The sequence below is a fragment of the Spirillospora sp. NPDC048819 genome (genome assembly GCF_040650055.1).
Taxonomy (GTDB): Bacteria; Actinomycetota; Actinomycetes; order Streptosporangiales; family Streptosporangiaceae; genus Spirillospora.
The window spans coordinates 20666-39234 of sequence record NZ_JBEZGN010000013.1; the positions used below are offsets into that span (position 1 = coordinate 20666).

The 18569-nt window shown below is 69.7% G+C and carries 15 protein-coding genes and 1 tRNA gene; 12 read left to right on the forward strand and 4 right to left on the reverse strand.

The genetic code is table 11. The annotated features are described in order from the left end of the window. Positions 1-3: 3 nt before the first annotated feature. Together AB0C35_RS19180 and AB0C35_RS19185 are read right to left on the reverse strand one after the other, a co-directional pair. Positions 4-768 carry a helix-turn-helix domain-containing protein gene (locus AB0C35_RS19180; protein ID WP_358457429.1) on the reverse strand — a complete coding sequence of 255 codons (765 nt, stop codon included), beginning with the start codon at positions 766-768 and terminating at the stop codon, positions 4-6. A 167-nt stretch (positions 769-935) separates the two neighbouring features. After that, positions 936-1009, reverse strand: a tRNA-Leu gene (locus AB0C35_RS19185). Positions 1010-1087: 78 nt separating this feature from the next. Here AB0C35_RS19185 and AB0C35_RS19190 point away from each other — a divergent pair. The 5 genes from AB0C35_RS19190 to AB0C35_RS19210 all read left to right on the forward strand — a co-directional run bounded on the left by AB0C35_RS19190 (position 1088) and on the right by AB0C35_RS19210 (position 5834). Continuing rightward, positions 1088-1690: a response regulator gene (locus AB0C35_RS19190; RefSeq protein WP_358457432.1), complete on the forward strand. Its 603-nt coding sequence runs from the start codon at positions 1088-1090 to the stop codon at positions 1688-1690. Positions 1691-1813: 123 nt separating this feature from the next. Further along, the gene (locus tag AB0C35_RS19195; protein WP_358457435.1) at positions 1814-3121 is read left to right on the forward strand and encodes a branched-chain amino acid ABC transporter permease; all 1308 of its coding nucleotides are present in this window, start codon (positions 1814-1816) and stop codon (positions 3119-3121) included. A 12-nt stretch (positions 3122-3133) separates the two neighbouring features. After that, positions 3134-4126: a branched-chain amino acid ABC transporter permease gene (locus AB0C35_RS19200; RefSeq protein WP_358457438.1), complete on the forward strand. Its 993-nt coding sequence runs from the start codon at positions 3134-3136 to the stop codon at positions 4124-4126. A 148-nt stretch (positions 4127-4274) separates the two neighbouring features. Beyond that, a complete protein-coding gene (locus AB0C35_RS19205; protein WP_358457815.1) occupies positions 4275-5066 on the forward strand; it encodes an ABC transporter ATP-binding protein in 792 nt (263 codons plus the stop codon). Between the two features lie 3 nt (positions 5067-5069). Beyond that, entirely contained in the window at positions 5070-5834 is a 765-nt protein-coding gene (locus AB0C35_RS19210; RefSeq protein ID WP_358457441.1) for an ABC transporter ATP-binding protein, read from the forward strand. Between the two features lie 315 nt (positions 5835-6149). Here AB0C35_RS19210 and AB0C35_RS19215 read toward each other — a convergent pair whose 3' ends face one another. Continuing rightward, positions 6150-7415 (reverse strand): ABC transporter substrate-binding protein, encoded by a 1266-nt coding sequence (locus AB0C35_RS19215; RefSeq protein ID WP_358457444.1) that lies wholly within the window; start codon positions 7413-7415, stop codon positions 6150-6152. A gap of 319 nt (positions 7416-7734) precedes the next feature. Beyond that, entirely contained in the window at positions 7735-8088 is a 354-nt protein-coding gene (locus AB0C35_RS19220; protein ID WP_358457818.1) for a PaaI family thioesterase, read from the reverse strand. Positions 8089-8214: 126 nt separating this feature from the next. On the opposite strand from AB0C35_RS19220, the gene polA reads away from it, so the two are divergent. From polA to AB0C35_RS19255, 7 genes are all read left to right on the forward strand, one after another. After that, positions 8215-10905, forward strand: coding sequence for a DNA polymerase I (polA, locus tag AB0C35_RS19225; protein ID WP_358457447.1), 2691 nt, complete (start codon positions 8215-8217; stop codon positions 10903-10905). Positions 10906-11528: 623 nt separating this feature from the next. Then, on the forward strand, positions 11529-12638 hold the full coding sequence (locus AB0C35_RS19230) for a polysaccharide deacetylase family protein (protein WP_358457450.1): 1110 nt from the start codon (positions 11529-11531) through the stop codon (positions 12636-12638). 251 nt (positions 12639-12889) lie between these two features. Further along, a complete protein-coding gene (gene rpsA / locus AB0C35_RS19235; protein WP_358457453.1) occupies positions 12890-14389 on the forward strand; it encodes a 30S ribosomal protein S1 in 1500 nt (499 codons plus the stop codon). Between the two features lie 310 nt (positions 14390-14699). Continuing rightward, the gene (locus AB0C35_RS19240) at positions 14700-16664 is read left to right on the forward strand and encodes an endonuclease/exonuclease/phosphatase family protein (protein ID WP_358457456.1); all 1965 of its coding nucleotides are present in this window, start codon (positions 14700-14702) and stop codon (positions 16662-16664) included. A gap of 38 nt (positions 16665-16702) precedes the next feature. Continuing rightward, positions 16703-17194 carry a GNAT family N-acetyltransferase gene (locus tag AB0C35_RS19245; protein ID WP_358457459.1) on the forward strand — a complete coding sequence of 164 codons (492 nt, stop codon included), beginning with the start codon at positions 16703-16705 and terminating at the stop codon, positions 17192-17194. A 17-nt stretch (positions 17195-17211) separates the two neighbouring features. Beyond that, positions 17212-17814: a dephospho-CoA kinase gene (coaE, locus tag AB0C35_RS19250; RefSeq protein WP_358457462.1), complete on the forward strand. Its 603-nt coding sequence runs from the start codon at positions 17212-17214 to the stop codon at positions 17812-17814. 340 nt (positions 17815-18154) lie between these two features. Then, a complete protein-coding gene (locus AB0C35_RS19255) occupies positions 18155-18565 on the forward strand; it encodes an SSI family serine proteinase inhibitor (protein ID WP_358457465.1) in 411 nt (136 codons plus the stop codon). The last annotated feature ends 4 nt before the right edge of the window (positions 18566-18569 follow it).

An 18569-nucleotide genomic window follows, 5' to 3' on the forward strand; every position in this document is an offset into this window, starting at 1 on the left:
CGCTCAGTACTTCGGCCCCACGAACTCGTCCAGCCGTGCCACCGCCTCCCGCCGCGCGACCGAGATGTTCTTCTTGTTCATCTGCGCCCAAGCGATCCCCAGCCGATCCAGCGCATCCGTGAAGAGCCCCTGGATATCCAGCGACACGTTCGTGAAGTTGTACCGGGGATACTCGTACCACCGCTCTCCGCTCTTGAACTGCCGGCGTATCCGGTTGATGGAGCGGCACCCGTCCGAGTGGATCAGTCCCCGTATGAACTCCTCGGTGAACACCTCCACGATCTCCTGCTGCCACGCCACTAGCGCGATCTGCCGTTCATGCTTCCGCCCCGGCCCGTGCTGCGGAAAGAGACAAGGCCAGTGCTTGGAGTACGAACCGACGAGTGTGCACCCGGGACGTTGTCGGCGTCCGACGCGAGATATGGGCAGAACGGTGCCCACCGCCTCGGCGGCGGCGTCGATTAAGCCGGGCCAAGCGTCGGCACAGGCGATCTCCAGCCGATATACGCCGTTGGGCTGCCGCGCGATGTGACCGTCTCCCAGGTAGAGGCCAAGGAGATAGGCGTAGGCGGCGCGGTCAAGCGCCGTCCGGCGGCAAATCGGGCAGTCCCCCATCGAGAGGGGCTCGGATAGGCCCGGAGGGCGTCGATCCTGGTTCTGCCGGCTCGTATCGTTTGCACGTTGACCCGGCACGCGAGGGCCCTCGTGATCTGTCTTTCCGGTTGCCGCGAGCCGGCGTGCCAACTCTCGGCTTCTCCTCGTATCCATACGGTGATGATGTCGGCCCGGTCCGACAGAACGCAGCGCTGATGTCCGCTATCGCTTGGCAGTCACATGCAGCGAGTTGCGTATCACCCTCGACAGAACGTGAGGGGGAGCGAGGGCGTCGCCTCGGAGATCAAAAGGCGCCCGACTGGGCGGCATTTTGATAGAAGTGCCCCGAGTGGGATTCGAACCCACACTTGATGTGGTTTGAGCACATTCCCTCTGCCTGTTGGGGTATCGGGGCATCCAACCCAATTGTCCGTTTTGTGCTGGGGTGGGGGTGGCCTGGGTCCAGGGTAGCGGGTTTCGGTAGGCTCGGGGCGTGGAGAGCACGCGGCGAGTTGTGATCGCGGAAGACGAGGCCCTGATCAGGCTGGACCTGAAGGAGATGCTTCAGGAGGACGGCTACGAGGTCGTCGGGGAGGCCGGGGACGGCGAGACCGCCGTGCGGCTGGCGGGTGAGCTGAAGCCCGATCTGGTGATCCTCGATGTCAAGATGCCGGTGCTGGACGGGATCTCGGCGGCCGAGCGCATCTCGGCGGACCGGATCGCGCCGGTGGTGATCCTCACCGCGTTCTCCCAGCGCGAACTCGTCCAGCGGGCGACGGACGCGGGGGCGATGGCCTACCTCGTCAAGCCGTTCTCCAAGACCGACCTCGCGCCCGCGATCGAGATGGCGGTGAGCCGGTACACCGAACTGAGGGCGCTGGAGGCGGAGGTCGCGGGGCTGCAGGAGCGGCTGGAGACCCGCAAGGTGGTGGATCGCGCCAAGGGGCTGCTTCAGGAGGCCAACGGGTGGACCGAGCCGGAGGCGTTCCGGTGGATCCAGAAGGCCTCGATGGACCGTCGGCTGACCATGCGTGCCGTGGCCGATACGGTCGTGGAGGAGCTCTCTCGCCAGCGGGAACGTCCTGACGTGGGCTAATGCAGTCCGTTCTGTCACGTTCTGCGAACGATTCGTTCACGACTCCGCTCCGTCCGGGTACCGCCGATCGGCCCTTCGCTACGCTCGCCCCACATTTCCTGATGTGCGAGTAAAGGAGCCTGTGTGCGCCGAACACTGGCGGCCGCCCTGCTCGCGCTCGCCGCGATCCTGCTGGTCACCCCAGCGGCGTTCGCGGCTGAGGGCGAGGCAATGGCAGGCACGGTGCGAGGTCCCGACCGCAAACCGGTCGCGGATGTCGTGATCATGGTCAAGCAGGGCGAGAAGGAGGTCGGTGAGGCCACGACCGGGGCGGACGGGAAGTGGCGTGTCGGGGTCCCCGGGCCTGGGCGCTACGACGTCAGCCTCGATGTCGAATCCCTTCCGCAAGGGGTGGTCATGCGTCGCCAAGGCGGCCAGACGCTCACCGGCATCTCCGTGACCGAGGGCCAGGAGCGCAGTGTGCTGTTCCCGCTGGCCGCCGAAGGCCAGGCCGGCGGGGGAGCGGACGGCGGTCCGGACGCCCAGCCGGCGGACACGGGCCCGGGCACGGGCGAGCGGTTCCTTCAGCTGCTGCTGGAGGGGCTGCGGTTCGGCGCCATCATCGCCATCACCTCGGTCGGCCTGTCCTTGATCTTCGGCACCACCCGGCTGGTGAACTTCGCCCACGGGGAGCTGGTGACGCTCGGCGCGGTGATCGCCTGGTTCGTGAACGTGCGGGGGCCGTCCTGGCAACTGGTGCCGGCGACCCTGGTGGCGGTTCTGGCCGGGGTCGGCATCGGAGGCGCGGTCGAGCGGGGCATCTGGCGGCCGCTGCGGAGGCGCGGGGTCGCGCTGATCCAGATGTTCATCGTCTCGATCGGCCTGGCGCTGCTGATCCGGCACGGGATTCAGGTCTGGTTCGGCGCGACGGCTCAGCCCTACACCGACTACCAGATCCAGGAACGGCTGACGTGGGGGCCGCTGTCGATCACGCCGCGGGATCTGACGATCATCGGGATCTCGTTCGGAGTGCTTTTCCTGGTGGGGCTGGGGCTGCAGCGCACGCGCATCGGGAAGGCGATGCGGGCGGTGTCCGACAACCGCGATCTCGCGGAGTCCTCGGGGATCGACGTCTCCCGGGTGATCTTGTACGTGTGGATGCTGGCAGGCGGGCTGGCCGCGCTCGGCGGGGTCTTCTACGGCGTCAGTGAGAACGTCTCCTTCAACATGGGGTTCCGATTGCTGCTGTTGATGTTCGCCGCCGTGATCCTCGGCGGGCTGGGCACCGCGTACGGCGCTATCGCGGGAAGCCTGGTCGTGGGAATCGTGGCGCAGGTGTCCACGCTCTGGCTCCCGGTGGAGCTGCAGAACGCGTGGGCGCTGGTGGTGCTCATCCTCGTGCTCATGTTCCGGCCTCAGGGGATCCTGGGCCGCGCGGAGCGGGTCGGATAGGGGGCGCGGGACATGGACTTCATCGAGATTCTCGCGGCTTCGCTTCGCGGGGCGTTCGCGCCGGAGGCGGCGGTGTACGCGCTCGCGGCCATCGGCCTCAATGTGCATTTCGGCTACACGGGCCTGCTCAACTTCGGGCAGGTGGGCTTCATGCTGGTGGGGGCGTACGGCCTGGCCATCAGCGTGACGACGTTCGGGTGGTCGATGTGGGTCGGCGTGCTGGTCGGCATGGGGTGCGCGGCGGTGCTGGCACTGTTGCTGGGCGTTCCGACGCTTCGATTGCGGGGGGACTATCTGGCGATCGTGACGATCGCCGCAGCGGAGATCATGCGGTTGGTCTACCGGGCGGAGTTCGCCAACGACGTGACCGGCAGCGTGTACGGGTTGCAGCAGTTCGCGAACCCGTTCTTCGAACTCAATCCGTTCCCGGCGGGCTCGTACGGGGTGGGGCGATTCTCCTACTCCGACCGTGACCTGTGGGTGATGACGCTGGGCTGGGCGCTGGTCGCGGTGGTGGCGCTCATGGTGTACCTGCTGGTGCACAGCCCGTGGGGCCGGGTCCTCAAGGGAATCCGGGAGGACGAGGACGCCGTGCGTGCCCTCGGCAAGAACGTCTTCGGCTTCAAGATCCAGAGCCTGGTGCTCGGCGGTGTGATCGGCGGGCTGGCGGGTGTGATGTTCGCGATCGGCTTCCAGTCGGTCCAGCCGGACACCTTCAACCCGGAGATCACGTTCTTCCTGTGGACGGTGCTGCTGATGGGCGGGGCCGGGCGGGTGCTCGGGCCGATCGTCGGCGCGTCGATGTTCTGGTTCGTGCTGGTGCTGATGGACACCACGCTGCGTCAGGCGCTCAGCGCCGGGTACATCCCGGGCAGCGTTCTGTCGTCTTCCGACATCGGCCCGCTGCGCTTCGCGGTGGTGGGCCTGCTGCTCATGTTGATCATGATCTACCGGCCGCAGGGCGTGCTCGGCAGCAGGAGGGAGATGTTGCTCCGTGACCGATGAGCCGAAGGACGAGCTGGGCGCCGGCGGAGACGGCGTCGAACTGGGTGACACCGAGATCGTCAAGGCCCGGCAACTGGCCGAGGAGGCGGTGGAGGAGGCGGTCCTGCCGGACGAGTCCCCGCTGGCGGGGCTCACCGGCGAGCCGGGGATGGCCAAGCCGGACCCGATCCTCGTCGCCGACGGGGTGGCCCGGGCGTTCGGCGGGCTGAAGGCGGTCGACGTCGGCCACCTGGAGGTCCAGCGCGGGACGATCACCTCGCTGATCGGCCCGAACGGCGCGGGCAAGACGACGCTGTTCAACGTGCTGACCGGGTTCGACCGCGCCAACGCGGGGACGTGGTCGTTCGACGGCCGCCCTGTGTCGGGGCTCCCCGCCCACAAGATGGCCAGGCGGGGGATGGTGCGGACGTTCCAGCTGACCAAGGCGCTGACGCGGCTGACCGTGCTGGACAACATGAAGCTGGCGGCGGTCGGCCAGCGCGGGGAGAACTTCTTCAACGCGCTGGTGCCGGCTCTCTGGCGTCCGCAGGAAGGCGGGCTGGAGGAGCGGGCGATGGAGCTCCTCGATCGGTTCAAGCTGTCGAAGATGCGCGATTCGTTCGCCGGTGAGCTGTCGGGCGGTCAGCGCAAGCTGCTGGAGATGGCGCGCGCGCTGATGGTGGGCCCGTCGATGGTGATGCTGGACGAGCCCATGGCCGGTGTGAACCCGGCGCTGACCCAGTCGCTGCTCGGCCACGTCCGGGCGCTGCGCGACGAGGGCATGACCGTGCTGTTCGTGGAGCACGACATGGACGTGGTGATGGGGATCAGCGACTGGGTCGTCTGCATGGCGCAGGGACAGGTGATCGCCGAGGGCACGCCGGACCAGATCCGTTCCAACCGGAAGGTCATCGACGCCTATCTTGGTACCAGGTACGACGAGCCGGGGGCGGAGGAGTAGAGGATGACCGAGACGGACGCGCGGTCGGCGGAGACGAAGGCTCCGGAGCCGCTGCTGGTGGCGGAGAAGGTGGTGTCGGGGTACATCCCCGAGGTCAACATCCTCAACGGCTGCGACCTGACCCTCGCGGAGGGCGAGGTCGTGGCGGTGATCGGACCGAACGGCGCGGGCAAGTCGACGCTGATCAAGACGATGTTCGGGTTGATCCCGGTGCGTTCCGGAGCGATCCGGCTGAAGGGCACGTCCTGCACGAACCTCACCGCGCATGAGCTGGTGTCGCGGGGGATCGGGTACGTGCCGCAGACGCAGAACGTGTTCCCCACGCTCAGCGTCGAGGAGAACCTGGAGATGGGGCTGTACCTGCGGCCGAAGAAGTGGAACGAGCGCTTCAAGTTCGTCTGCGAGATGTTCCCGCTGCTCGCGGAGCGGCGCAAGCAGAAGGCGGGCGCGCTGTCGGGCGGTGAGCGCCAGATGGTGGCGATGGGCCGCGCATTGATGATGGACCCGTCGGTGCTGTTGCTCGACGAGCCGACGGCCGGGCTGTCGCCCAGGTTCCAGGATCAGGTTTTCGAGCAGGTCAAGCGGATCAACGCCTCGGGTGTGTCGATCGTGATGGTGGAGCAGAACGCGCGCCGCTGCCTGCAGATCTCCGACCGGGGATATGTGCTCGACCAGGGGCGCAACGCCTACACGGGCACCGGCGCCGAGTTGTTGCACGACCCGAAGGTCATCGAGTTGTATCTCGGTACTCTCGCCCAGGTCGACTGACCCGGGCCGGCCCGGTCGGCTCCGGAGCGCGGAGCGCCGAGGAGGACCCGGGACGGGGAGGACGAAGCAGAAGCACGACGAAGCGGAAGCACAAGGAGGGCCCGGCCGACCGGCCGGGCCCTCCTTGTGTGCCTGCGCCCGGGATGGGCGATCCGGCACTGCCGTCACCTGCATGGCCATCACTGGCATTGGGCCATCACCGGTGGGGGCGGTCAGCGGCTTGAGGGACCGCCGGAAGCGGGGGCGGCTTTGGCCGGTGACACGAAAGGAGGGGCGGGAAACCCGCCCCTCCTACTCGGTCGTGCTGCTGTGGGATCAGGCCACCGGCTTGCTCTGGACGGTGTCGATGATCTCGAACTTGCCCTTGTCGTTGTACTCGTAGATCTCGATCTCCGTGGCGCCGGGCTCACCGGGCTCGGTGAAGTCGAGCGGGCCGCTGGCGCCGTCGTAGTCGATGTCCTTGCCCTGCTTGATCAGGTCACGGCACTGGGTGAAGGTGGTGCACTTCTCGCCGCCCTTGGTGACCTCGTTCATCTTGGTCTTGAAGACCGTCGGGTCGTCGGTCTTGGCGGCCTCGGCCGCCAGGGCCATCACCATGACGCAGTCGTAGACCTGGGGCGCGTACTGGAAGACCTCGAGCTTGGGGTCGAACGCCTTCAGGCCTTCGGTGAACGCCTTGTTGTCCACCGATGCGGGGCCGGTGCCCTTGAAGCCTTGGATGACGGACGGGTCGCTCTTGGAGAAGCGCTGGGCCATCTCCTCGTCCTTCATGCCGTCGGCGCTGTAGAACTGGTTCGCCTTGAAGCCGGCCTCGATGAGCTTGGTGCCCAGCTGGGCGCCCTCCTGGAAGGAGACCATCACGACCGCGTCCGGCTTGGCGTCCCGGATCTTGGTGACCGTGGCGTTGAAGTTGGTGGTGTTCGGCTCGTAGGCCTCCATCACCGGCACGGTGGCGCCGACCTTCTCCAGCGCCGCCTTCGTCGCCTCGGCCAGGCCCTTGCCGTAGTCGTCACCGCGGTAGGTGATGGCGACGGTGGAGTGGCCGTCACCGGTGATGGTGTCGGCGAGGATCGGCCCCTGGAGCACGTCGCTGGGCGCGGTGCGGAAGTAGTAGCCGTCGTCCTTGTAGGCGGTGAACGTCGGCGCCGTGTTGGAGCCCGAACACTGCACCTTGCGGGCGCTCTTGACCTTGTCGAGGATGGCGAGGGACATGCCGGAGGCCGCCGCGCCGACGATCCCGTCGACGTTCTGGCCCAGGAGCCGGTCGACGGACGCGTTGGCGATCTCGGCCTTGCCTCCCTCGTCCGACCCGACCACCTCGGGCATCGGCTTGCCGAGGACGCCGCCGGCCTTGTTGATCTCGGAGATGGCGAACTTGGTCGCCGAGATCTGGGGCGGGCCGAGGTGGGCCAGCTCGCCGCTTTCCGGGAAGATGTAGCCGAGCTTGAGCACCCCGTCCTTGCTGCTTGCGCCGGCGTTGGTGTCCTTGTCGTCGCCGCCGTCGCCGCCGCCGCACGCCGCCAGGGCGAGCGCGGTCACGGCGGTGAGCGCCAAGGTGCGGAACCTTCTGCCGCCTTGCATGGGCATCTCCAGCTGTCCGTGGACTGTCACTTTGTGTCCGTTTTGTACAGTGCCACGGAGGCTACTTGACCTGGCAGTTCGGGGGGAGACGGGTGCCTGTGTTGCGGCCGAGTCGTGATCTGATGTGACCGTTTCGTGAAATGTCGCGCGCCGGCGGCGGGGCCCAGGTCAGAAAGGGGCCCGGGATCACCTTTGGGGCCGTACGAACCTTCCCCGGGCGCGTACGTTGTCTACTCGGTGACCCCGGGCCGTTCCGATCCACGCTACAGACCGGGGGCCGCGCATCGCAAAGAAAGCGCGGATCGGGCGAGGACGCGGATCAGGCGCCGGGAGCGTCCCGCAGCATGCAGGTGAGCCGCGCGGTGCAGACCCGCCGTCCCCCGTCGTCGGTGATCACGATGTCGTAGGTGGCGAGGGTGCGGCCGCCGTGCGTGCGGGTCGCCACGCCGGTGACGTACCCGTCGGTCGCGGACCGGTGGTGGGTGGCGTTGATCTCGATGCCGACGGCGATGCGGCCGGGGCCGGCGTGCAGCGCGGCGCCGGCCGACCCGATCGACTCGGCCAGCACGCAGGACGCGCCGCCGTGCAGGAGCCCGTACGGCTGGGTGTTGCCCTTGACCGGCATGCGGCCCACGACGCGTTCCGGCGAGGCCTCCAGGCACTCGATGCCCATGGCCTTGCCCAGGTCGCCGTACACGTCCGGTCCGAGGCCGGCGGGTTCGGCGGCGGGCTGCGTCCCGGGGTTGTCAGTCACTTACGCCTCCACAAAACTGTCTTACGCGCAGACTAGAGTCCTGGTGTGGCGACGACAGCAGCGACCCCTGACAAGCGTGACCGGCTTCTCCTGCTCGACGGGCATTCTCTGGCCTACCGGGCGTTCTTCGCGCTGCCCGTGGAGAACTTCTCCACGACCGACGGGCAGCCGACCAACGCCGTGTACGGCTTCACCTCGATGCTCATCAACGTGCTGCGGGACGAGCAGCCCACCCACATCGCGGTGGCGTTCGACCGTTCGGAGCCGACGTTCCGGCACGAGCAGTACGTGGAGTACAAGGCGGGCCGGCAGAAGACGCCGGACGAGTTCCGCAGCCAGGTCAGCCTGATCTTCGAGGTGCTGGACGCGCTGCGCATCCCGCGGCTGTCGGTCGCGGGGTTCGAGGCGGACGACATCATCGCCACGCTGTCGGTCCAGGCGACGCGGGCCGGCCTGGAGACGCTGATCGTCACCGGCGACCGGGACGCGTTCCAGCTCGTCAACGACGACGTCACGATCCTCTATCCGGTCCGCGGCGTGTCGGAGCTGTCGCGGATGGACCCGGCCGCCGTCGAGGCCAAGTACGGGGTCCCGCCCGAGCGGTACCGGGAACTGGCCGCGCTGGTGGGGGAGAGCAGCGACAACCTGCCCGGCGTGCCCGGTGTCGGCCCGAAGACCGCCGCCAAGTGGCTGACCAAGTACGGCGACCTCGACACGCTCGTCGCCCGGGTGGACGAGATCAAGGGCAAGGCCGGCGACAGCGTGCGCGAGCACCTCGCCGGGGTGCTGCGCAACCACCAGATCAACAAGCTCGACACCGAGGTCGGGCTGGAGCTGACGCCGCCGCAGCTGACGATGGGCCAATGGGACCGCGAGGAGATCCACACCCTGTTCGACTCGCTGCAGTTCCGGGTGCTGCGCGAGCGGCTGTACGCGACGCTGTCGACGGCCGAGCCCGAGGCCGACGAGGGCTTCGACGTCGACGTGGATGTGCTGGAGCCCGGCGCGCTCGGCGCCTGGCTGGAGGCCAACGCCGGTGACCGGCTCGGCATCGCCGTCACCGGGTCCTGGGGCCGCGGAACCGGTGAGATCACCGCGCTGGCCCTGGCGTCCAAGAAGGGGCCGGCCGTCCACCTGGACCCGGCCGAGCTGATCGAGGACGACGAGCGCGCCCTCGCCGCCTACCTCGCCGACGCCGCGCGTCCCAAGGCGATCCACGAGGCCAAGGGGCCGATGCTGGCGTTCGCGGCGCGCGGCATGAAGCTGGAGGGCGTCTCCAGCGACACCGCGCTCGCCGCCTACCTGGCGCTGCCGGGGCAGCGGACGTTCGACCTGGCCGACCTCGCCCTGCGCTACCTGCACCGCGAGCTGCGCAGCGAGACCGAGGACACGGGGCAGCTCACCCTGGACGGCTCCGGTGAGGAGGAGGCCGCGGAGGCCCTCGCCGTCCGCGCGCGCGCCGTCACCGAACTGGCCGACGTCCTCGACAAGGATCTCGACAAGCGCGGTGCGACGCGGCTGCTGCACGAGGTCGAACTGCCGCTCGTCGGCGTCCTCGCCGACATGGAGCGCGCCGGGATCGCGGTCGACACCGACCACCTCGCGGGGATGTCCGCGTCCCTCGGCGGCCAGGTCAAGGAGCAGGAGCAACAGGCCCACTCCGCCGTCGGCCGCGAGTTCAACCTCGGATCGCCCAAGCAGGTGCAGCAGGTCCTGTTCGACGAGCTGAACCTGCCGAAGACCAAGCGCACCAAGACCGGCTACACCACCGACTCCGAGGCGCTGACCAACCTCGCGGAGAAGGACCCGCACCCCGTCCTCGACTACATCCTGCGCTGGCGGGAGGTCGCCAAGCTCAAGAGCATCGTCGACTCCCTCATCCCGATGGCCGACGACGCCGGCCGCATCCACACCACGTTCAACCAGATGATCGCCGCGACGGGCCGCCTGTCGTCCACCGACCCGAACCTGCAGAACATCCCCATCCGCACCGCCGAGGGCCGCCAGATCCGCGAGGCGTTCGTCGTCGGCGAGCCCTACGAATCGCTCCTGACCGCCGACTACTCGCAGATCGAGCTGCGGATCATGGCGCACCTGTCGGAGGACGAGGCCCTGCTGGAGGCGTTCGGGACCGGCGCCGACTTCCACACCATCACCGCGTCCCGCGTGTTCGGGCTCCCGCCCGAGCAGATCGACTCCGAACTGCGCGCCCGCATCAAGGCGATGAACTACGGCCTCGCCTACGGCCTGTCCGCGTACGGCCTGTCGCAGCAGCTCCGGATCTCCCCCGACGAGGCCCGCGGCCTCATGGAGGAGTACTTCGAGCAGTTCGGCGGCGTCCGCGACTACCTGCACGACATCGTCGGCAAGGCCCGCCAGGACGGCTACACCGAGACCATCCTCGGCCGCCGCCGCTACCTGCCCGACCTCAACTCCGACAACCGGCAGCGCCGCGAAATGGCCGAGCGGATGGCGCTCAACGCCCCCATCCAGGGATCGGCCGCCGACATCATCAAGGTCGCCAGCCTCAACGTCGACCGCGCCCTCCGCGCCGCCGGCCTGACGTCCCGGATGCTCCTGCAGGTCCACGACGAACTCGTCTTCGAAGTCGCCCCCGGCGAACTCGACGACCTCAAATCCCTCGTCAGCACCGAGATGGCCGGAGCCTACGACCTCCGCGCCCCCCTCAGCGTCTCCATGGGCACCGGCAACACCTGGCAGGAAGCCGCGCACTAGTTTTTTTGCAGTTCCCTTGGCGGTCGGGCCCTGGAGGGCCCTCCCTTCGGCGGGAACTGCGGTGCGATCGCTGCATCGCTCCGAACTCGCCTTGCGGCTCGCTGCGCGATCAGGTTTCTCGCAAGCTCGAAACCTGCCTTCGGACGCGATCGCGACGGTTGGGGTTGTTGCGTGGTGCGGTGGTGGCTGGGGTGGGCGGGGACGGGTGGGGGTGCCTGGCTGGCGGCAACCCGGGGCCTTTAGTTCATTTGGTGTGTGTGCCCTGGCGTTGGGGCTTGGGGCTTGGGGCCTTCTTTGGGCGGGCCCGGCGGTGGTGAGGCTGTGGTGTGGGTGTTGTGTGGCTTCGGGGTGTTTGGCGGCTTGCGGCGGTCAGGATCTTGCTTCGTTTGGAACCCGCCTTCGGTCGCGAATCCCTGGGTCGGTGCGTGGCTGCGGTGGTCGTGGGCGGGTGGGATGCCCGGCGGGTGGCCAACGGGCGCTGAGTAAATACGACTTGGCGGGATGTGGGGCGGGGCGGGGGTGGGGCGTGGGGATCATGCGGGTACGGGAGTGGGTGTCCGTAGATGTCCGGGGACCCGTACGCTGTCCCCGGTTCCTGTTGGGGTCGACCGGCGGGGGGTAGCGTGCCTCTGCTTCACAAGATCGCTGGAGTCGTGATCGTCTGCGCCGTGGTCCTGGGGCTGACGCTCCCGGGGGAGCGGCGGGGGCGTGACGAGGAGGACCCGTCCGAGCGGGCCGGGGCCGCGTCCAAGACGACGCCGACCGCGCGCCCGGCCAAGGCGGGGGCCACGCCGGGGAGCGGATCGCCGTCGGTTTCGGCGAGCGCGCCGATCCTGGCGGCGGCGCCCGGTGCGGTGGCGGTCAAGGCGAACGAGCTCGGCCAGGTGCCGGTGCTGATGTACCACAGGATCGTGGCGAAGCCGGAGCGGCCGCTGGACCGGTCGGCCAAGGAGCTCTACGACGAGCTGACACGGCTCGCCAAGGACGGCTACTGCCCGGTCACGGCGGCGGAGTTCGTCAGCGGCCGGTTCAACGTCCCGGCCGGGAAGCACCCCGTCGTGCTGACGTTCGACGACGGCACGCCCGATCATTTCGCGCTGGACGCGCAGGGGCGGCCGAAGGCCGGCACCGCCGTGGCGATCATTCAGCGCGTCGCGGCGGAGAATCCCGGCTTCCGGCCGGTCGCGACGTTCTTCATGACCAGGGAGCTGTTCGGGATGGAGGACGCCCAGGCGGCGGCCGCGCTGAAATGGCTCCAGCAGCACGGGTACGAGATCGGCAACCACACGATGAACCACCCCAACCTCTCCGGCATGTCCCAGAAGGAGGTGCGGGACGAGATCGGGAAGATCGAGGACCGGGTCGTCCAGCTGACCGGGCGGCACACGACCACGCTGGCGTACCCGTACGGGGCCCTGCCCGAGAAGCTGACGTGGGCCGAGAAGGCGGACGGCCGGTACGACTTCCAGGGCAACTTCGTCGCCGGCTGGCGGCCCGCGACGTCGCCGTTCGACGAGGAGTTCGAGCGGTGGGAGATCAACCGGATCCGCTCCGAAGGCAAGATCAAGGAGAACGACTGCAAGCGGTACTGCTCCACCGCGTGGCTCGAACACCTGGACAAGAACCCGCACGAGCGGTACACATCTGACGGAGACCCGAACACCGTGACGTTTCCCAAGGCGGCCGAGTACCGGCTGGCCAAGGAGTACAGGGGCCGTGCGCGGACGTACTGACGACCGTGTCGCACGACCCGCGCGGGGCTGGATTGACCTCGGGAGATTGGTCCCATATCCTGATCGCTGCGCTGTGGGCCTGCGTGCGCTTCGGACAGAGCAGGCTCGCGCTCGGTCAGGTCGGCGACAACGGTTCGGTTCACTGACGCGGCACGGTCCGCGTTCCCTTTCCGGTCCTCGGCAGGGCGGAAAACGGCCCTCCGCGCAGAAACCAATACGACTTCACTGTCCGTACCGGAGCCAGCCGACACATGACGAGCAGCACCGAGGCCACCTCGACCACCCCGCAGGTAGCGGTCAACGACATCGGGTCCGAGGAAGCCTTCCTCGCCGCGATCGATGAGACCATCAAGTACTTCAACGACGGCGACATTGTCGAAGGCACTGTCGTCAAGGTCGATCGTGACGAGGTCCTCCTCGACATCGGCTACAAGACCGAGGGCGTCATTCCCTCGCGTGAGCTGTCCATCAAGCACGACGTCGACCCGAACGAGGTCGTCTCCACCGGAGACCACGTCGAGGCCCTCGTCCTCCAGAAGGAGGACAAGGAGGGCCGGCTGATCCTGTCCAAGAAGCGCGCCCAGTACGAGCGCGCCTGGGGCACGATCGAGAAGATCAAGGACGAGGACGGCATCGTCACCGGTACGGTCATCGAGGTCGTCAAGGGCGGCCTCATCCTCGACATCGGCCTGCGGGGCTTCCTTCCCGCGTCCCTCGTCGAGATGCGCCGGGTCCGCGACCTGCAGCCCTATGTCGGCCGCGAGCTCGAGGCCAAGATCATCGAGCTGGACAAGAACCGCAACAACGTGGTCCTGTCCCGCCGTGCCTGGCTGGAGCAGACGCAGAGCGAGGTCCGCCAGACCTTCCTCAACACGCTGCAGAAGGGCCAGGTCCGCAAGGGCGTCGTGTCCTCGATCGTCAACTTCGGCGCGTTCGTCGACCTCGGCGGCGTCGACGGACTGGTGCACGTCTCCGAGCTGTCCTGGAAGCACATCGACCACCCGTCCGAGGTGGTCGAGGTCGGCCAGGAGGTCACGGTCGAGGTCCTGGACGTCGACATGGAGCGCGAGCGGGTCTCGCTGTCGCTCAAGGCGACGCAGGAAGACCCGTGGCAGCAGTTCGCCCGCACCCACCAGATCGGGCAGGTCGTGCCGGGACGCGTCACCAAGCTGGTGCCGTTCGGCGCGTTCGTCCGCGTCGAGGAGGGCATCGAGGGCCTGGTGCACATCTCCGAGCTGGCCGAGCGGCACGTGGAGATCCCCGAGCAGGTCGTCCAGGTCGGCGACGAGATCTTCGTGAAGATCATCGACATCGACCTCGACCGGCGCCGGATCAGCCTGTCGCTCAAGCAGGCCAACGAGGGCGCCGCCGGCATCGAGGAAGAGGACTTCGACCCGACGCTGTACGGCATGCCGGCCGAGTACGACGAGCAGGGCAACTACAAGTACCCCGAGGGCTTCGACGCCGAGACCGGCGAGTGGCTGGAGGGCTTCGACGAGCAGCGCGAGACCTGGGAGCGGCAGTACGCCGAGGCCCGGTCCCGCTTCGACGCCCACCGCAAGCAGATCGAGGAGGCCCGCAAGGCCGAGGCGGAGGCCGGTGCCGAGCCCGCGGCCGCCGGTGGCGGCGGCGGCGGAGGCGGAGGCGAGACCTCCTACTCCGGCGGCGGCGAGAGCGAGACGACCGGTGGCGCACTGGCCACCGACGAGGCGCTCGCGGCCCTTCGGGAGAAGCTCTCCGGCGGCCAGTAGGCCCTTCCCTCTCCTCCGGCGGGACGCGCGGGTGCGATTCCCGCCCGGAACGCCGGAGGTGGGGACCCGGTGACGGCGCCGTCCAGGCGCACGCCCGAAAGACGCGACCGCCCCGGCGCGGCGGTCGCCGATGTCCTGTCCTGAACACGGCCGGAGAACGATCTTTAGGGATCGGCCTCCGGCCGTGCTTCGGTTGCGTCACCATTGATGTCGGACGGCCGCGTGGCCCCGGCGGTGCCCGCGTGACCCGTCACCCCGAAGCGTTCACCCGTCCCGCAGGTCCGCTCGTCCCCCGGGAGCACTCGTTCAATTGGCCAGCACAGACGCCGGCACCGACGTCGGCACCAGGAGCGGCGGCCCCGCCGCGTCCGGGGTCAGCATCGTCCCGCAGGGCCCCGCCAGGATCGCGCTGATCGCGGTCACGGTCGCGGTCCTCGCTCAGACGCTGCGGTTCTCGCTGCCCCAGCTCGACCATTTCGCCGACCAGACCGGCACCGCGGTCGCCGCCGCCGGAGTGCTGGTGGTGTACCTCGCCGGGTTCACCGCCCCGCTGATCCGCCGCGCCGTGGGCCCGCGGGGCCTGCTGCTCGCCGCGGTCGGCGGCCTGTTCGCCGTCCGGCTGCTCGCGCAGGTCATCGACCCCCGCACCTGGCTGGCGTTCGCCGGCACCGCCATCGGCATGATCGCCGTCGCGGCGCTGTACGAGGGCGCCCGCGGCCTGTCCGGCGTCGGGTTTGCCACCGCCACCGTCGCGGGCCTGTCCATCGACGCCGCGGTGCGGATGTGCTTCGCGACCTGGGACCCGGTGTGGCGCGACGGCGTCGGCCCGTGGCTGGCGTGCCTGGCCTTCGTCGGCGTCGGCGCCGCCGCGCTCTACCGGGAGCTGGCGTCCGGGCCGGTCGCCGCGCCCGGGGTGTCCTGGCGGGACGCGCTCGGCGCGGCCGCGTTCGGGCCGTTCCTGGCGCTGCAGATCCTCGTGCTGTCCAGCCCTGCGTTCGTGGCGTCGTCCGGCTGGCAGTCGCTGACGGCCGCGCACGTCACGATCGTCGTCGGGCAGGGCCTCGCGCTGGCGTTCCTCGCGTCCGGCCTCGCCGTCCGCGCCGTGCCGGGCGGTGTGTGCGTCCTCGGCGGCACCGTCCTCGGGGTCGGCGCCGGCGCCGTCGCCGGGACGTACGCGATCTCCGGCATCGAGGTCGTGCCCATCGTGATCCTCGGGCAGGTGCTGTCGGCGTGGCTGCTGGCGGTGGCGTGCCGGGCGCCGCTGCGGCGCGCCGGGACCGGCGGGCCCGTCTGGCGGGTGGACATCGGCGCCGCGCTCGGCGGCCTCCTGATCGCCGTGATTCTCGTCCCGTACCAGGTCAGCGCCATCTCTCCGCTGCCGTTCCCGAACAATCTGCTGCCCGGCCTCGCCGGGATCGCGCTGGGCGCGCTCGCCGCCATCGCCTCGGCCCGCGGCGGCCCGCTTCCCGCCCGCGCGCCGCTGCGCGCCCTCACCGCCGGCGCCGCCGCGCTCGGCCTGCTGGCCGGCACCCTGGTGTTCTCGGTGGCCGCGCCGGACGGCAGGGCCCAGGCGGGGCCCGTGCCGGGGCATGTGCGGGTGCTCAGCTACAACATCCACGACGCGGTCAACCAGGAGGGGCGTCTCGACCCGGAGGGCATCGCCCGCGTCATCGAGGGGCAGCGCGCGCAGGTCGTCCTGCTGCAGGAGGCCAGCCGCGGGTCGCTGCTGTCGGGCACCGCCGACGTCGGCGTGTGGCTGTCGCGGCGCCTCGGCATGAAGCTGATCTGGGGTCCGGCCGCCGACGGCCAGTTCGGCAACGCGATCCTGACGTCGCTGCCGGTGCGCAGTTCGGGGACGGGCCGGTGGCCGCGGGGCGACTGGTCGCAGATCCGCGGCTACGTGTGGGCGCGGCTCGGTGTCGGCGACGCCACGATGGACGTGTGGTCGACGCACCTGGAGGGCGGCGAGGGCCAGGCCGACGAACGCGCCCGCTCGATCGCGGCGCTGCTGCGGGCGTGGGGCGGCGCGCCCCGCACCCTGATCGGCGGCGACTTCAACGCCGGGCCCGGCAGCCCGGAGCTGGCGGCGATGACCGACGGCACGGACCTGCGCAGCACCGCCATCGGCAACGACTCGTCCCCGACCAGGTCGGACGGCGCCCGCGTCGACTGGATCTTCGGGTCGGACGGCATCCTCGTCACCGAGTACAACGTGCCGGTCTCGGACGCCTCCGACCACTACCCGGTCGCGGTGACCGTCCGGATCGGGCGCTGAGCAGACCCCGGCGGCCCCGCGCCGCTAGGGTCGTGCCCATGAGCGAAGCGACGGTCGCGGTGGAGCGGGCGGGCCCGCGGGACGCCGGGGAGATCCTGACCGTCCAGCGCGCCGCCTACGTCGCGGAGGCACAGCTGTACGGCGACCCGTTCATCCCCCCGCTGGTCGAGTCGGCCGAGCAGCTCCAGAAGGTGCTGTCGGGCGACGCGGTGGTGCTGAAGGCGGTGCTGGGCGGCCGTCTCGTCGGTGCGGTCCGCGCCCAGTTCAGCGACCACACGTGCCTGGTGGGGCGGCTCGTCGTCGTCCCCGACCTGCAGGGCCGCGGCATCGGGCGGCGGCTCCTCGCGGCGCTGGAGGACGAGGTGGCCGGACGCGCCGACGCGTGCGTGCTGTTCACCGGGCACCTCAGCGAGACGAACCTGCGCCTGTACCGGCGCCTCGGCTACTCCGAGACGCACCGGGAACGCGTCGCCGCCCACCTCATCCTCGTCCACATGCGCAAACCCCTCGTGCCGGCCGGGGCCGGGTGACCACTAGGGTGAGCCCCGTGCTGAAAGTGGGACTCACCGGCGGGATCGGGTCGGGCAAGAGCGAGGTGTCGGCGCGGCTCGCCGAACGCGGCGCCCTGGTCATCGACGCCGACAAGATCGCCCGGGAGGTGGTGGAGCCGGGCACGCCGGGCCTCGCCGCCGTCGTGGCGGAGTTCGGCGACGACGTGCTGCTGCCGTCCGGTGCCCTCGACCGCGAGAAGGTCGGCCGGATCGTGTTCGCCGACGCCGACCGCCTCGCCGCGCTGAACGCGATCGTCCACCCGCTCGTGGGGGACCGGATGCAGGAGCTCATGGACGCCGCCCCCGGCGGCGCGGTCGTGGTGTACGACGTCCCGCTCCTGGCGGAGAACGGTCTGGCCCCCATGTACGACGAGGTCGTCGTCGTGGACGCCCCGGAGGACGTCCAGCTCGACCGGCTCGTCGCCCGGCGCGGCATGACCGAGGAGGACGCCCGCGCCCGCATGGCGAACCAGGCGTCCCGCGCGGACCGCCGCGCCGTCGCCACCCACGTCATCGACAACTCCGGCACCCTCGACGACCTGAAGACCCAGGTCGACGCCCTCTGGGAGTCCCTGACCCGCCGCGCCGCCCAGTCGTAGAGACCGGGCGCCCTTCCTGGGCGGCCGCCGTCCGGCAGGCCGCCTGGAGGCCGCTCAGCGCCCGCGGGAGCATGTCCTGGTGCGCCTCGCCGCTCTGCGGGAAGCGGCCGGCGGCGGTGCGGCCGGTGCCCGGACGGCATCCAATGTAAGAATGGAAAGCCGGTTGCCCAATGTGGCTGCCATCTGTTATTGCGGCGCGGCCCAAAAGCGCAATACGGAACTCGATCAAGGCTCTCACCAGGGCATATGCCATTCGATCAGGGTGGCCGATTTCGGACGCGGAGCGCTTTGAAATTGATGATGTAATGGCTTCAATTACTCCATGCCCAAGGAGGAAGTCATGGCTCGAGTCACGCTTCGTCTCGTTCTGGGATGCGGCCTGGTCGCGGCCGGCGTCGCCGCGGCCGCCCCGGCGACCGCGGCCGCCGAGGGGACGTCCGGCGCGCAGACGATGATCCAGCTCAGCGTCGTCCCGCAGGACGGCGGCCCGGGCCGTACCGCCACGCTCACCTGCGAGCCGGCCGGCGGCACCCACCCCACACCGGAGATCGCGTGCGCCGAACTCGCCGACGCGAACGGGAACGTCTCGCAGGTCCCGCCTCGGCCGGGCTGGTTCTGCCTCCAGGTCTGGGACCCCGTCGACGCGACCGCGAGCGGCTACTGGCGCGGCATGCCGATCTGGCCGTACTCCGAGACCATCACCAACGACGGCTGCGCCCGGATCGCGCACGGCCACGTCCTGGACTTCTGAACGC

Excerpts from the sequence above, each read along its gene's own strand:
- AB0C35_RS19200 (WP_358457438.1), top strand. The coding sequence starts at position 3,134 with ATGGACTTCATCGAGATTCTCGCGGCTTCGCTTCGCGGGGCGTTCGCG.
- AB0C35_RS19210 (WP_358457441.1), top strand. The coding sequence starts at position 5,070 with ATGACCGAGACGGACGCGCGGTCGGCGGAGACGAAGGCTCCGGAGCCG.
- rpsA (WP_358457453.1), top strand. The coding sequence starts at position 12,890 with ATGACGAGCAGCACCGAGGCCACCTCGACCACCCCGCAGGTAGCGGTC.
- AB0C35_RS19245 (WP_358457459.1), top strand. The coding sequence starts at position 16,703 with ATGAGCGAAGCGACGGTCGCGGTGGAGCGGGCGGGCCCGCGGGACGCC.
- AB0C35_RS19180 (WP_358457429.1), bottom strand. The coding sequence starts at position 768 with ATGGATACGAGGAGAAGCCGAGAGTTGGCACGCCGGCTCGCGGCAACC.
- AB0C35_RS19215 (WP_358457444.1), bottom strand. The coding sequence starts at position 7,415 with ATGCAAGGCGGCAGAAGGTTCCGCACCTTGGCGCTCACCGCCGTGACC.
- AB0C35_RS19220 (WP_358457818.1), bottom strand. The coding sequence starts at position 8,088 with ATGGGCATCGAGTGCCTGGAGGCCTCGCCGGAACGCGTCGTGGGCCGC.
- AB0C35_RS19255 (WP_358457465.1), top strand. The coding sequence starts at position 18,155 with ATGGCTCGAGTCACGCTTCGTCTCGTTCTGGGATGCGGCCTGGTCGCG.
- AB0C35_RS19205 (WP_358457815.1), top strand. The coding sequence starts at position 4,275 with ATGGCCAAGCCGGACCCGATCCTCGTCGCCGACGGGGTGGCCCGGGCG.